The 15,204-nt window shown below is 43.6% G+C and carries 12 protein-coding genes; 7 read left to right on the forward strand and 5 right to left on the reverse strand.

The features are described 5' to 3' along the window. Positions 1-14 precede the first annotated feature (14 nt). The 6 genes from FCV43_RS04620 to FCV43_RS04645 all read left to right on the forward strand — a co-directional run bounded on the left by FCV43_RS04620 (position 15) and on the right by FCV43_RS04645 (position 5,309). The gene (locus FCV43_RS04620) at positions 15-1,427 is read left to right on the forward strand and encodes an FAD-dependent oxidoreductase (RefSeq protein WP_017051056.1); all 1,413 of its coding nucleotides are present in this window, start codon (positions 15-17) and stop codon (positions 1,425-1,427) included. 86 nt (positions 1,428-1,513) lie between these two features. Further along, on the forward strand, positions 1,514-1,942 hold the full coding sequence (locus tag FCV43_RS04625; RefSeq protein WP_017051057.1) for a DUF1499 domain-containing protein: 429 nt from the start codon (positions 1,514-1,516) through the stop codon (positions 1,940-1,942). A gap of 140 nt (positions 1,943-2,082) precedes the next feature. Then, the gene (gene mtnN, locus FCV43_RS04630; RefSeq protein WP_017051058.1) at positions 2,083-2,778 is read left to right on the forward strand and encodes a 5'-methylthioadenosine/S-adenosylhomocysteine nucleosidase; all 696 of its coding nucleotides are present in this window, start codon (positions 2,083-2,085) and stop codon (positions 2,776-2,778) included. Between the two features lie 10 nt (positions 2,779-2,788). Continuing rightward, entirely contained in the window at positions 2,789-3,742 is a 954-nt protein-coding gene (locus tag FCV43_RS04635; protein ID WP_136994154.1) for a cobalamin biosynthesis family protein, read from the forward strand. A 79-nt stretch (positions 3,743-3,821) separates the two neighbouring features. After that, the gene (gene btuF / locus FCV43_RS04640) at positions 3,822-4,616 is read left to right on the forward strand and encodes a vitamin B12 ABC transporter substrate-binding protein BtuF (RefSeq protein ID WP_240697128.1); all 795 of its coding nucleotides are present in this window, start codon (positions 3,822-3,824) and stop codon (positions 4,614-4,616) included. A gap of 72 nt (positions 4,617-4,688) precedes the next feature. Beyond that, positions 4,689-5,309: a TRIC cation channel family protein gene (locus FCV43_RS04645; protein ID WP_017051061.1), complete on the forward strand. Its 621-nt coding sequence runs from the start codon at positions 4,689-4,691 to the stop codon at positions 5,307-5,309. Between the two features lie 90 nt (positions 5,310-5,399). Here FCV43_RS04645 and carB read toward each other — a convergent pair whose 3' ends face one another. The 5 genes from carB to secA form a co-directional block, all read right to left on the reverse strand. Then, positions 5,400-8,615, reverse strand: coding sequence for a carbamoyl-phosphate synthase large subunit (gene carB / locus FCV43_RS04650; protein WP_136994155.1), 3,216 nt, complete (start codon positions 8,613-8,615; stop codon positions 5,400-5,402). Positions 8,616-8,631: 16 nt separating this feature from the next. Beyond that, positions 8,632-9,786 (reverse strand): glutamine-hydrolyzing carbamoyl-phosphate synthase small subunit, encoded by a 1,155-nt coding sequence (carA, locus tag FCV43_RS04655; protein WP_136994156.1) that lies wholly within the window; start codon positions 9,784-9,786, stop codon positions 8,632-8,634. A 490-nt stretch (positions 9,787-10,276) separates the two neighbouring features. Continuing rightward, on the reverse strand, positions 10,277-11,086 hold the full coding sequence (gene dapB, locus FCV43_RS04660; RefSeq protein WP_017051064.1) for a 4-hydroxy-tetrahydrodipicolinate reductase: 810 nt from the start codon (positions 11,084-11,086) through the stop codon (positions 10,277-10,279). A 78-nt stretch (positions 11,087-11,164) separates the two neighbouring features. Then, positions 11,165-11,566 carry an 8-oxo-dGTP diphosphatase MutT gene (gene mutT / locus FCV43_RS04665; RefSeq protein WP_136994157.1) on the reverse strand — a complete coding sequence of 134 codons (402 nt, stop codon included), beginning with the start codon at positions 11,564-11,566 and terminating at the stop codon, positions 11,165-11,167. Positions 11,567-11,639: 73 nt separating this feature from the next. Then, positions 11,640-14,366, reverse strand: coding sequence for a preprotein translocase subunit SecA (gene secA / locus FCV43_RS04670; RefSeq protein ID WP_136994158.1), 2,727 nt, complete (start codon positions 14,364-14,366; stop codon positions 11,640-11,642). Between the two features lie 332 nt (positions 14,367-14,698). Between secA and FCV43_RS04675 the strand changes: the two genes are divergently transcribed. After that, positions 14,699-15,157 (forward strand): DUF721 domain-containing protein, encoded by a 459-nt coding sequence (locus FCV43_RS04675; RefSeq protein ID WP_136994159.1) that lies wholly within the window; start codon positions 14,699-14,701, stop codon positions 15,155-15,157. The last annotated feature ends 47 nt before the right edge of the window (positions 15,158-15,204 follow it).

Consider the following 15,204-nt stretch of genomic DNA (forward strand, 5'->3'; position numbering starts at 1 on the left):
GAAGGAGTCTTATCATGAGCCAGAACGTATACCAATTTATTGATGTCAAACGCGTCGACCCAGCGAAGAAACCGGTAAAAATTCGTAAGATCGAGTTTGTAGAAATTTACGAACCTTTCACCAAGCAACAAGCGACGGCTCAGGCAGATCGCTGTTTGGACTGTGGAAACCCCTATTGCGAATGGAAATGCCCAGTACATAACTACATCCCTCAATGGCTGAAACTCGCTAATGAAGGACGAATCATTGAAGCAGCAGAACTTTCTCATCAAACCAATAGCTTGCCCGAAGTGTGTGGTCGAGTGTGCCCGCAAGATCGCCTGTGCGAAGGATCTTGTACCCTAAATGATGATTTTGGTGCTGTCACTATTGGTAATATTGAAAAGTATATTAACGACAAAGCCTTTGAGATGGGTTGGAAACCTGACATGTCTCATGTTGAGATGACAGATAAGAAAGTCGCCATTATTGGTGCTGGACCAGCAGGGCTCGCTGCGGCTGATATTCTTATTCGAAATGGAGTAAAACCCGTTGTCTTTGATCGTTACCCTGAAATTGGAGGCTTACTGACTTTTGGGATCCCATCATTCAAATTAGAGAAAGGGGTGATGCAAAATCGTCGTCGAATTTTCAGCGAAATGGGTGTCGAGTTCCAAATGAACGTGGAAGTCGGAAAAGATGTACAACTCCAAACCTTAATCGATGACTACGACGCGGTTTTTCTCGGAGTAGGAACATACAAAAACATGCGTGCGGGTCTTGAAAATGAAGACGCTCCCGGAGTCTATGATGCGCTTCCATTCCTCATTTCGAATACTTATAAAGTGATGGATCTCCACACCGACGATCCTTTTATCGATATGGCGGGTAAAAATGTCGTTGTCCTCGGTGGCGGCGATACCGCGATGGATTGCGTTCGTACATCCATTCGTCAAAACGCGAAGAACGTCATTTGTGCCTACCGTAGAGATGAGGCCAATATGCCCGGATCTAGACGCGAAGTAAAAAATGCAAAAGAGGAAGGGGTTCAATTCAAATTCAACCTTCAACCCTTAAATATAGAGGTCGATGCGTCTGGGAAAGTTTGTGGTGTCAAAGTGGTAAAAACCGCTCTAGGTGAGGCCGATTCAGCAGGACGACGTAGACCTGAGCCCGTTGCAGATAGCGAACATATTATTGATGCTGATGTGGTGATCATGGCATTTGGTTTCCAGCCACACAAGATGGATTGGCTACAGCCTTTTGGTGTTAATCTTGATCAATGGGGACGAATTCAGGCCCCTGCTGAACAAGAGTTTCAATATCAAACCAGTCATCAAAAAATCTTCGCTGGCGGTGATGCCGTAAGAGGATCCGATTTAGTTGTGACTGCGATTGATGAAGGGCGCAAAGCGGCGGAAGGAATTCTAGATTATCTAGATATCTGAACCACTTAAGAATAAGCTGTACGAAACGGATCCGCATTGGATCCTTTTCGTTATCCATCATATTGGAGTGATAAACAGGGAATCATATGAAAAAAGTAGCCTTTATTGTTTTGAGCTTAGCCACACTTACCGCTTGCAGCCAAGGAATAGCCAGCATGACAGATAGAACTTCATCCCCATGTGGTGATAAACCCAACTGTGTATCCACTCAAGATAGTCGTGATGAATTTTCAGTTGCTCCTTTCCATCTTACTCCTAATGCAACGATGGATGCTATCGAAGCGGTGGCACTTACGCTTCCAGGCGCTAAAACAGCAACGAAAGAAACTGATTACCTACGCATTGAATCGACCAGTAAAATAATGCGATTTGTAGACGATTTAGAACTCAGAATTACGGGCGACACTCTGATCGTGCGATCGGAATCCCGTGTAGGTTACTCTGATTTTGGTGTGAATCGAAAACGAGTCGAGCAATTAAGAGCGGAACTACTCAGTAAAAACCTTATTAAATAACCATCGACAATCTCGCACAGTAATTCATCAATGATAGCAAGGGAGAGCATGACTAATTATCACTCTCCCTAGTCATTTATCACATGATTTATGCTACACTTCGCCCCAATTCAATCAGTCATTTTTCAAAGAGATACACTATGAAAGTCGGTATTATCGGTGCGATGGAACAAGAAGTTACCATCCTTAAAGACGCAATTTCAAATGCACAAGAGATCAATAAAGGCGGTTGTACCTTTTTCTCTGGTCAACTAAATGGTGTTGACGTTGTTTTGCTTCAGTCAGGTATTGGTAAAGTTGCAGCAGCGGTAGGTACTTCTATCCTACTAAGCGAATACCAACCAGATGTTGTTCTAAACACAGGTTCTGCCGGTGGTTTTGACTCATCTCTAAACTTAGGTGATGTGGTTGTTTCAACTGAAGTTCGCCACCATGATGCTGACGTGACGGCATTTGGCTACGAAATCGGTCAAATGGCAGGTCAACCTGCAGCGTTCAAAGCTGACGAGAAACTAATGGCCGTTGCTGAACAAGCGCTGGCTCAAATGGATGATAAGCACGCGGTTCGCGGCTTAATCTGTACAGGCGATGCTTTTGTTTGCACTCCTGAGCGTCAAGCGTTTATTCGTAAACACTTCCCTTCGGTTGTAGCGGTTGAAATGGAAGCGTCGGCTATTGCTCAAGCGTGTCACCAATTCAAAGTTCCATTTGTTGTGGTACGTGCAATCTCAGATGTGGCCGATAAAGAATCACCAATGAGCTTTGAAGAATTCCTACCTTTGGCGGCTCAAAGCTCATCAGAGATGGTATTCAAAATGGTTGAACTTCTAAAATAAGTCTTGATTGATGCAAGCGTTATTTGACCAACTATTTGCAAATGGCGTGCTCCTCGTAATGTGGGGAGCACTGCTATTTCACCTGATTTTACCTATCCCGCACTCTGCTCACCCAACAACGCTATGGCATAAATTCGCAGAACTGTTAGCAAGCAAAGTCAACACCAATAGCCACTACTCGCAGAGCATAGTATCTGGAAGCCTCGCTTGGTTACTCATGTGCCTACCCGCTCTTGCTGTGATGCTGGCACTTAAACCGTTAGTTTGGCAAACACAACTTTTTGAATTAGCTCTTTTACTGATTGCCATTGACTGGCGTAATAATGAGAAGCTTGCAAACCAACTAGTCTCAGCATTAGCTAAAGAAGATAAAAAACTGGCAAGACGCTTATTGACCCCTATCGTCAACCGTCAAACAGAAAGCCTATCGACATTAGGGCTTGGAAAAGCAGGCGCAGAAACCATCATAATGGGCTATGGTCGCAATGTAGTGTGCGTTCTATTTTGGTATGCCATTGGTGGTGGAATTGGCGCACTGATGTATCGCCTAACCGCAGAACTTGCTCGTGCATGGTCCCCAAGTCGACATCAATTTTCGCCATTCGGTATTCCTGTCGTTCGTTGTGTGGCCATTCTAGATTTCATCCCCTTACGCCTTTTCAGCTTAATGATTGTCATCGGTGACAAAGCCACCATCGCTTTTAAAGGCATGCTTGAGCAAGGAAAAACTTGGCCATTACCCGGCCCCGGTTGGTTAATGGCAGCAATAGGGCATAAGCTTGAATTATCTCTAGGCGGCCCTGCTATTTATAACGATAAGAAAACCATTAGAGCGAAGCTTGGTGGACGTATCGCCCCATCCGCTCTGCATTTATCTCAATTGCAAAAATTACTCGCGGGGAGAATTCTTATTTGGATCCTCGTGCAAAGTGCTCTATTGCTGCTTTTCTATCAAGGTATCTAGCGTGTTTTCTCTTTTATCTCGACCATCTCTATTAACTTGTTTTGTCATAGGTACGAATGCACTGTGGTCTAGTTTTGCAATGTCCGCGACTCCAACCACTGACGGTAATAAAATCAAGCGAGTCATTAGCCTAGCACCTCATGCCACTGAAATTGCCTATGCAGCAGGTTTAGGCGATAAGCTGATCGCGGTGAGTGCGCATAGTGATTACCCAGACGCGGCAAAATCGTTAGAAAAAGTAGCGAATTATCAAGGCATAAAACTCGAGCGAATTATTGCTCTGCAACCTGATTTGATCCTTGCTTGGCCTGCTGGAAACCCGCCGAGAGAGCTAGATAAACTTCGTCAATTTGGATTTACTATTTACGATTCTGAAACGAAAACATTGGAAGATATCGCAAAAAACATCGAGCAGATGAGTCAATTTTCAGATGACCCCAATATTGGATTACAAGCGGCGAAGCTATACCGAAAAGGGTTAGCGAAACTCAAGCAACAGTATGAAGTATCACAGCCAGTTCGCTACTTCTATCAACTCAGTGAAAAGCCAATCATCACGGTTGCACAAGGTAATTGGCCGAGTGAAATTTTTCGTTTCTGCGGTGGAGAGAATATCTTTGCTAATAGTTCTGCGCCTTACCCCCAAGTCAGTATTGAGCAAGTGGTGATAAAGCAACCCGATGTTATCTTCACTTCTGAACATGCAATACAAGATCAAAGCCAATGGGCAAATTGGAAAGCTGAAATCCCCGCAGTGAAAAACCAGCATATGTGGTCATTAAATTCAGACTGGATCAACAGACCAACCCCAAGAACATTAAACGCAATTAAAGAAGTGTGCGCTCGCTTCGAATACACTCGCCAAAACCGCTAACTTTTTAAGAAAATATCTCGTACAATTCGCGTCCTATCCTGTCCCGTAAACTTAACAAGAGCGATCAGTAACATGGACTCCATGCTGCTTTACTTCATTGATTTATTTGGCACTGCTATCTTTGCCATATCTGGTGTTATTCTCGCCGGACGCCTAAAAATGGACCCTTTTGGCGTAATTGTACTTGGAAGTGTAACTGCGATTGGCGGAGGTACTATCCGCGACATGGCCCTTGGTGCTACTCCTGTATTTTGGATCACCGATAATACGTATTTGTGGGTAATTTTAATAACCTGCCTACTCACGATGATTTTAGTTCGTCGTCCTAAACGTCTGCCTTGGTGGGTACTGCCTGTTTGTGATGCGATTGGTCTCGCGGCATTCGTTGGTATAGGTGTAGAGAAGTCACTGATATATCAAGATTCATCACTCGTTGCCGTCATTATGGGTGTTATCACAGGCTGTGGTGGCGGTATTATCCGAGATATCTTAGCTCGTGAAGTCCCTATGGTTTTACGTAGTGAAGTGTACGCGACCGCTTGTATTGCTGGTGGCGCAGTACATACTATCGCTCTTGCCATGAACCTCGATAACTCAAGTGCATTTTTAGCAGGCGTGTTTGTTACTTTGTTGATTCGACTAGGCGCAATTCGCTGGCACTTATCTCTTCCGACGTTTGCGTTGAACAAATAGCGATAGTAAGACCAAAGAAACAAAAAGCCCGCTATGTCAGCGGGCTTTGTCTATTAGTGAATAAGCAAAAGTGAAACTCTATCCGTTTGCTTAAATTTTTGCGTGTAACTCCTGAACGGAAGTGACTGTATTTCGGTCATCTTCTTGGTGCGCCATACACACCGCAAATGCTGCATTTAGCGTTGTCGTGTAGTTCACTTTCTCAGCTAACGCTCCGCGACGAAGTACTTTCGAATCTTCAATCGCTTGACGACCAGCGGCGGTATTCACAATGTAGGTGTACTCATTATTCTTAATACGGTCAAGAATATGAGGACGACCTTCATGGACTTTATTCACTAAGCGAGGGTTGATGCCCGCTTCTCCGAGAATAACCGCAGTGCCGTGAGTCGCATCCAACTGATAACCCAGTTTAATTAGCTTAGAAGCTAAATCGACTACGCGCTCTTTGTCTTCTTCACGAACAGATAGAAGCGCACGCCCGCCTTCTGGGTAAACATTGCCACATCCAAGTTCCGCTTTCGCATAAGCTTCAGCGAATGTTGCACCAACCCCCATCACTTCACCCGTAGAGCGCATTTCTGGCCCTAATAGTGGGTCAACACCAGGGAACTTGTTAAATGGTAAAACCACTTCCTTCACTGAGTAATAAGGTGGAATAATCTCTTTAGTAAAGCCTTGAGACTCTAGAGACTGACCAGCCATTACACGAGCGGCAATCTTAGCCACTGGAGCACCTGTAGCTTTCGATACGAACGGTACAGTACGCGCTGCTCGTGGGTTCACTTCGATTAGGTATACTTGGTTATTCTTAACCGCAAACTGGGTATTCATAAGACCACGAACGCCCAATTCGAAAGCAAGCTTTTCAACTTGTTCGCGCATCACGTCTTGAATTTCTTGGCTCAGTGTATATGCAGGAAGAGAACATGCCGAGTCACCAGAGTGAACCCCCGCTTGCTCAATGTGTTCCATAATACCTGCGATAACAACACGTTCACCATCACAAATCGCGTCAATGTCCACTTCAACCGCATCGTCTAAGAAGCTATCAAGAAGCACTGGTGATTCATTTGAAACACTCACCGCTTCATTAAAGTAGCGACGTAAATCTTGCTCATCGTAGACAATTTCCATTGCTCGGCCACCCAAGACATAAGAAGGGCGAACGACAAGCGGGAAACCGATTTCACGTGACTTTTCAACAGCCTGCTCCATCGTCGTTACGGTAGCATTTTCTGGTTGTAAAAGACCTAAACGATCTACAGCCACTTGGAAACGCTCACGGTCTTCAGCTCGGTCGATGGCATCAGGGCTTGTACCAATAATAGGCACACCAGCCGCTTCAAGTTCACGCGCCAGTTTCAGTGGTGTTTGACCACCGTACTGAACAATCACACCTTTTGGTTTTTCAACACGAACAATCGCTAATACATCTTCCAAGGTAACAGGCTCGAAGTATAAACGGTCAGAAGTATCATAATCGGTAGAAACAGTTTCAGGGTTACAGTTAACCATGATGGTTTCATAGCCATCTTCACGTAGTGCTAAAGAAGCGTGTACACAACAGTAGTCAAATTCAATACCTTGGCCGATACGGTTTGGACCGCCGCCCAAGATCATGATTTTCTCTTTATCTGTCGGATTCGCTTCACACTCTTCATCGTAAGATGAGTACATGTACGCGGTATCTGAAGAGAATTCAGCTGCACACGTATCTACGCGCTTATATACTGGGTGAATGTCATATTGGTCACGTAGACGACGAATTTCACTTTCAGCAACACCTAGAATCTTCGACAGACGAGCATCGGCAAAACCTTTGCGCTTCAGCTTATTCAACATCGCTTTATTCAAGCCAGCAAAGCCACTCGCTTTCACTTCTTGCTCAAGCTTCACGATGTCTTCAATTTGAACAAGGAACCAACGATCAATTTGCGTTAAGTTAAACACACCATCCACTGACATACCGGCACGGAAGGCATCCGCGATATACCAAATACGATCCGAACCTGCTTCTTTTAACTCATGGCGAATCGTGGTTAGTGCGTCTGGTGCATCTAGATCAACCATCTCATCAAAGCCCGTCGCTCCAACTTCTAGGCCACGCAATGCTTTTTGCAAAGATTCTTGCTGGTTACGACCAATGGCCATCACTTCGCCAACCGACTTCATTTGTGTCGTTAAGCGGTCATTTGCACCTGCAAATTTCTCGAAGTTAAAGCGTGGAATCTTAGTCACAACATAGTCGATTGTTGGTTCGAAAGATGCTGGAGTTGCTCCACCAGTGATGTCATTCATCAATTCATCAAGCGTGAAACCAATAGCCAGTTTTGCGGCAATTTTCGCGATAGGGAAACCCGTCGCTTTAGAAGCAAGAGCAGATGAACGAGATACACGTGGGTTCATCTCGATGATAACCATACGGCCATCTTTCGGGTTGATACCAAACTGTACGTTTGAACCACCTGTTTCAACACCAATCTCACGCAGTACTGCTAGAGATGCGTTACGCATTAGTTGGTATTCTTTATCTGTCAGCGTTTGAGCTGGAGCCACAGTTATTGAGTCGCCTGTGTGAATACCCATTGGGTCGAAGTTTTCAATCGCACATACGATGATGCAGTTGTCGTTTTTATCACGAACCACTTCCATCTCGTACTCTTTCCAACCGATAAGAGATTCATCGATAAGCAACTCATTCGTTGGCGAAAGGTCTAAACCTCGACGACAAATCTCTTCAAATTCTTCTTTGTTGTATGCGATACCACCGCCTGTACCACCCATTGTGAATGAAGGGCGAATAATACAAGGGAAGCCAACCATATCTAAAACTTTATAAGCTTCTTCCATTGTTTTAGCGGTATCAGCCGTTGGACACTCAAGACCAATCGACTTCATTGCTTTATCAAAACGAGAACGGTCTTCCGCTTTATCAATCGCGTCAGCCGTTGCACCAATCATCTCGACACCAAACTCTTCAAGTACTCCGTACTTTTCTAAATCTAGCGCACAGTTAAGCGCAGTTTGCCCACCCATTGTAGGAAGCACTGCATCTGGCTTCTCTTTCGCGATGATGTTACGAACCACTTCCCAATGGATAGGCTCAATGTAAGTCGCATCCGCCATATCTGGATCAGTCATGATGGTTGCTGGGTTCGAGTTTACAAGAATAACTCGGTAGCCTTCTTCGCGCAGGGCTTTACAGGCTTGAGCACCAGAGTAATCGAATTCACAAGCCTGACCGATAACAATCGGGCCAGCACCTAGAATAAGAACGCTTTTAATGTCAGTACGTTTTGGCATTGTCTACTACTCCGATTTACGCTGTATGCAATTTAATTAATTCAATAAAGTGGTCGAACAGCGGTGCTGCATCTTCTGGTCCAGGGCTCGCTTCTGGGTGACCTTGGAAGCTAAAGGCTGGTTTGTCTGTGCGATGGATTCCCTGTAAAGAACCATCAAATAGAGACTTATGCGTTGCTCGCAGGTTTTCCGGAAGTGTCGATTCATCAGCCGCAAAGCCGTGGTTCTGTGAAGTAATCATCACAACATCACGCTCTAAATCTTTCACCGGATGGTTTGCACCGTGGTGACCAAACTTCATCTTCACTGTTTTAGCGCCAGATGCTAGAGCTAGAATTTGGTGACCTAAACAGATACCGAAAATCGGTAGACCTTTTTCTAGGAACACCTTGGTTGCTTCAATCGCGTAAGTACATGGCTCTGGGTCGCCTGGGCCGTTTGATAGGAAAACGCCGTCTGGATTCAGTGCTAATACTTCTTCTGCTGATGTTTCAGCTGGAACAACCGTTAGGCGGCAGCCGCGGTCAACAAGCATACGCAAGATGTTACGCTTTGCTCCGAAGTCATAAGCGACAACGTGGTATGGCAATTCGCTATCATCTTTCGCCTCTGGAAGACCACCCTTGAGCGTCCACGAACCTTGTTTCCATTGATACGCTTCTTTTGTTGTAACTTCTTTCGCAAGGTCCATACCTTTTAAGCCAGGAAATTCTTTTGCTTTCGCGAGCGCCAAAGCTTCATCGATATGACTATCTTTCAAAGAAGCACAAGCGACGATGCAACCATTTTGAGCACCTTTCTCACGCAAGATTCGAGTTAACTTACGTGTATCAATATCCGCAATACCAACGATATTTTGTGATTTAAGATAATCAGAAAGGGATTGTTCATTACGGAAATTAGAAGCGATGAGGGGGAGATCGCGAATTACAAGGCCTTGGGCATGGATAGAAGAGGATTCTTCATCTTCGGAATTGGTTCCGGTATTGCCTATATGGGGATAAGTGAGGGTAACAATTTGTTGGGAATAGGAAGGATCAGTGAGGATTTCTTGGTACCCCGTCATCGAGGTGTTAAAAACGACTTCTCCAACAGCGGAACCATCTGCGCCTATGGACTCACCGTGGAATACCGTCCCATCTTCTAGGACTAGCAGTGCTGACTTACTCAAGGCAACCTCCAGAATAAAAATGCATTAAAGTTGATTTAATTTGCAATTCTACCTTCCTTTACGCGATTAACCAGCGTTTTTATGGAAATTAGACAAATTGGCGGTATTCTATTGATTAGCGTGATTTGTGTCAACATTCACTCGAAAATAAATATGGTTTTTTAACGCGAAATTCGAACTTTCACCCTAAAAGCCCCAAAACAGAACATTTAGATGTAATAAACAGCTCAAAACCAGTAAAACTATTATTTGGGATAAAAATACACACTAACAATCGATCATGAGAACAAATAGACAATACGCAATCGTTACTTTAAATAATTTGATACAAATTATAAGAACAATAACGAAAAATAGACATCAAACACCCAAAATAACAAGTAAACACCTTGGATATAATGAGATTTTAGTGAATAAATATGAAGAAGAGTGGTGAGAAAAAGGTAGGAAATTTCTATGCGCCGAGAGATCCCAGCGCATAATTATCTACTTAAAGGTCATTTAAGCCTAAAACATCAGTCATTGTATAGAAGCCAGCAGGCTTTTCATTTAGCCAAACCGCAGCTTTAATGGCACCATTAGCAAAGGTCATACGATCGGTCGCTTTATGAGTGATCTCAACACGTTCACCAATATCGGCAAACATTGCCGTGTGCTCTCCAATAATGTCACCTGCGCGAATCGTTGCAAAACCAATTTCATCTTTTGTACGTTCGCCAGTTATCCCTTCGCGAGACCAAACTGCCACATCATTGAGATCATTTCCCATTGCATCTGCAATAGCTTCTCCCATGCCAATCGCAGTACCTGATGGCGCATCAACTTTATGGCGATGGTGTGCCTCTACAATTTCCACGTCACAATAATCACCCATCACTTTCGCGGCTTTTTCCAACAACTTAAAGACTAAGTTAACACCCACGCTATAGTTAGGTGCCATAATGATCGGAATTTCTTTCGCAGCATGAGCGATCACTTGTTTCTCTTCTTCAGAAAAACCCGTTGTGCCAATCACCAGTTTTTTACCATGCTGACGGCATAATTCGATGTTAACTAGAGTACTTACTGGTGCGGTGAAATCGACAATGACGTCAAACTGCTCAATTGATTTTTCTAAGTTATCAACCAGAGAAACATTAAAATGCCCCTCACCGCAGAGTTCACCAATATCGACGCCAATAAGGGAAGATTCAGGACGCTCAGAGCCAGCTCCAACAGCAGCGCCTGAGTGATGATGTGTTGCTTTTACGAGGTTTCGGCCCATTCGGCCTGCTGCTCCTGCAATCGCAATTCGAACCATTGCGTTGTTCTCCTTTTGTGATGATGAACACAATGTAACGTAAAGCGTTACTCCGTGCTAGAGTTTTAAACCCTATGACTACCGCCTAAATTCTTTTATAACTCGCTCTAAAATGGGAACATTCGCTTCAGGAAATTCATACTTAGCTAGGTTTTCGACGGCCACCCACTCCCCTTGTTGCCCCTCTTTGCCATACGGTTCATGTTTAAATTGGCTCACAACGATGAAGTCAAATTTTAGAGATTTATCCGGGTAATCAAACTCCAAATGTTCGAATAAGGATTGTTCAACAATCTCAATACCAATTTCTTCGTTTAATTCACGGTTCATCGCATCCTCGATGGATTCCCCCTCTTCTACTTTGCCACCAGGGAACTCCCAAAAGCCTCCTTTATGAACGTGATCCGGGCGCTTTGTGATAAATACTTGGCTTTTATCTGAGTTAAAGATGATCGCTGCAACGATATGGACGCGTTTCATGTACATTCCTATGTTTTACCTACAAAAAGAGCCGCCTAAGCGACTCTTTTATTTATTAAAAACAGATCATGGATTATGCAATTTGACCATGACACTGTTTGTATTTCTTACCAGAGCCACATGGACATGGTTCATTACGACCTACTTTACGCTCTTCACGTACCATAGGTTGGTGACCTTCTTCCGTATGCTCTTCATCAGATAACTGGTTATCCGCATTTTTATGTTGGAATTGCTGACGACGTGCCGCTTCTTCTGCTTGCGCTCGACGTTGCTCTTCCATACGTTCAACTTCTTCTTGTTGTTGAACTCGAACTTTGCTCAAGATAGTGATCACATCAAGTTTTAGTGCTTCAAGAAGATCCTCAAACAACTCAAACGATTCACGCTTGTACTCTTGTTTTGGGTTCTTCTGAGCATAACCACGTAGGTGAATACCTTGACGTAAATGATCCATTGCCGCTAGGTGTTCTTTCCACAACGTATCAAGGGTTTGTAGCATCACTGATTTTTCAAAGTTACGTAAAACAGTTGCGCCAACAGTCTCTTCTTTAGCACGGTAAGTCTCAACTGCCGTGTTTAAGATCTTCTCTCGTAATGCTTCTTCATAAAGTTTATCATCTTCATCTAGCCATGCCTGAATTGGCATCTCAAGATCGAAGTCATTCTTCATGCGCTCTTCAAGACCTGCAATATCCCACATATCATCTAGAGATTGAGGGGCAATGTACTCGTTGATTACGGTAGTGAAGACATCTTCGCGATTGTGTTCAATCATTTCGCTGATGTCATCAGCACTCATTAGTTCATCACGTAGCTCATAAACCACTTTACGTTGGTCATTGGCAACATCATCGTACTCAAGTAACTGTTTACGAATATCAAAGTTACGGCCTTCAACTTTACGTTGCGCTTTTTCAATAGAGCGAGACAACATGCGGCTTTCAATCGCTTCACCTTCATCCATACCGCTTTGAATCAAACCAGCCATGCGCTCTGATGTGAAAATACGCAGCAGAGAATCTTCCATTGATAGATAGAAACGTGAAGAGCCAGCATCACCTTGACGACCAGAACGACCACGAAGCTGGTTATCAATACGACGAGATTCATGACGTTCAGTACCAATGATGTGTAAACCACCAGATTCTAAAACTTTATCGTGAACAATTTTCCATGCGGTTTTAATTTCAGCGATTTGCTCTTTGCTTGGGTTGTCTAACTTCTCAACCTGAGCTTGCCAGCTACCACCTAATACAATATCCGTACCACGACCAGCCATGTTAGTTGCGATAGTAACCGCGCTTGGCGTACCCGCTTGTGCAACAATCTCAGCTTCCATTTCGTGGAATTTAGCGTTAAGTACGTTATGTTTCACTTTCGCTTTTTTCAGTGCATTAGAAAGCAGTTCAGATTTTTCAATCGAAACCGTACCCACTAAGCTTGGTTGGCCTTTTTCAACGCGATTTTTAATATCTTCAATGATTGCGTTGAACTTATCCTCTTCAGTACGGTACACCACATCCGGCATATCATCGCGAACCATAGGTTTGTTCGTTGGAATAACAACGGTTTCTAACCCATAGATCGATTGGAATTCAAAGGCTTCTGTATCCGCAGTACCCGTCATGCCTGACAGTTTTTCATACAGACGGAAGAAGTTTTGGAACGTAATTGATGCTAATGTTTGGTTTTCATTCTGAATCTTCACACCTTCTTTTGCTTCAACAGCTTGGTGTAAACCTTCAGACCAGCGACGACCAGGCATAGTACGACCTGTGTGTTCATCAACAATTACAATTTCGCCCTCTTCAGAGATGATGTAATCAACATCTTTCTCAAACAGTACGTGAGCACGTAGCGCAGCATTAACATGATGCAATAGGCTGATATTGGTTGGTGAATAGAGGGTATCCCCCTCTTCCATCAAACCATTTTTAACCATCAACTCTTCAACAAACTCTTGGCCTGTTTCAGTTAAGTACACCTGTTTAGATTTCTCATCCATGGTGTAGTGACCATCACCACGGTACTCTTCTGAATCCTCTTTTTCTTGTAATTCAAGATGAGGGATCAGGGTATTAATCTTAGTGTATAGCTCAGAGCTATCTTCAGCAGGACCAGAGATGATCAATGGTGTACGAGCTTCATCGATTAAAATCGAGTCAACTTCATCGACAACCGCGAAGAAACGCGCACGTTGAACTCGATCTTCATTGCGGAAAGCCATGTTGTCACGCAAATAATCAAAACCGAATTCGTTGTTTGTTCCATAAAGAATATCAGCAAGGTACGCTTCTTTCTTTTCTGGTGGTGCCATATTTGGAACGTTAACGCCAACGGTCATGCCTAAGAATTCAAATAGTGGGCGGTTCGTTTCCGCATCACGCTTCGCTAGGTAATCATTCACTGTAACGATATGCACACCTTTCCCAGGCAGTGCATTTAGATATGCAGGTAATGTTGCGGTAAGTGTTTTACCTTCACCAGTACGCATTTCTGCAATCTGGCCATTGTTTAGTACCATGCCACCAATAAGCTGAACGTCGAAATGGCGCATGCCATAAACACGTTTTGATGCTTCACGCACCGTTGCGAAAGCTTCAGGAAGCAGGTTATCTAAGCTCTCACCTTTTTCTAGGCGAGCACGGAATTCTATCGTTTTCGCTTTAAGCTCTTCGTCAGATAATGCTTCAAACGTTGGCTCATAGTTATTAATTTCTTTTACGATTTTTCTAAGGCGGCGCAGTGTTCTGTCATTGCGACTGCCAATTACCTTTGTCAGTAACTTAGTAATCATTTGCTGTGGATCTCTCGTTCTTAGATCGTCTTCGATCTAGTATTAATGCCTTCAGTCTCTACCAGTTTTAAACTAAGGATACTGAGATAAATCATCTCTCACTGATATTGTGATACAGACTTTGATTTTCAAGGCTCATTCTGAATTTTGTACTCAGTAGTGTAAGTAATTTTGAGTTGAACAACCATCGCTAAACCCAATAGTTTGAAGCACTTTGTACTTTTATGCTCGATTGACGAATGAATAGACAAACTTTGATTGCAACAACAGTGTACCAACAAGCCTTCCTCGTCTAAACTGCACGTATATCTCTTCTATTTATGAGTAATTTCATGCGTGATCATCGGCCAACCCTTACTCAAACGCTCATTTCAGAATCTCGATTCAGCCAATTACAAGAGCATGCCGCCGAGATAATGACCATCAATAATGCCTTGCGTGATATTTTACCTAAAGGAACGGCAAACCAATGTAGGGCCGCAAACTTACGTGGCGGTAATCTTGTTATCGAAGTTGCGAGTGCATCGATAAAGATGAAGATAAATTACGATCGACTGATGATTTTAAGTCAACTGAGAAATATGGGGTTTGCCAGACTAATTGGACTTGAAGTGAAAATAAACCCAGCACTTTATAGAACGATGCAGGAGAAGCATGAAAACAAGGAACCGTCTCGCCCACCTATTTCTGATGCGGCAGCAGGTTCTCTGTTAATGATCGCAGAAATGGCACCACCGAAAATAAAAGCTCGCCTTGAGAAAATTGCTCAAATGTCAGAAAAAAACAAATAGCCATGGAACGATTTTCGCTATAAAGATTCAGATACAAAAAAGCCAGG

Source organism: Vibrio genomosp. F6, from assembly GCF_005146325.1.
GTDB classification, from domain to species: Bacteria; Pseudomonadota; Gammaproteobacteria; order Enterobacterales; family Vibrionaceae; genus Vibrio; species Vibrio cortegadensis.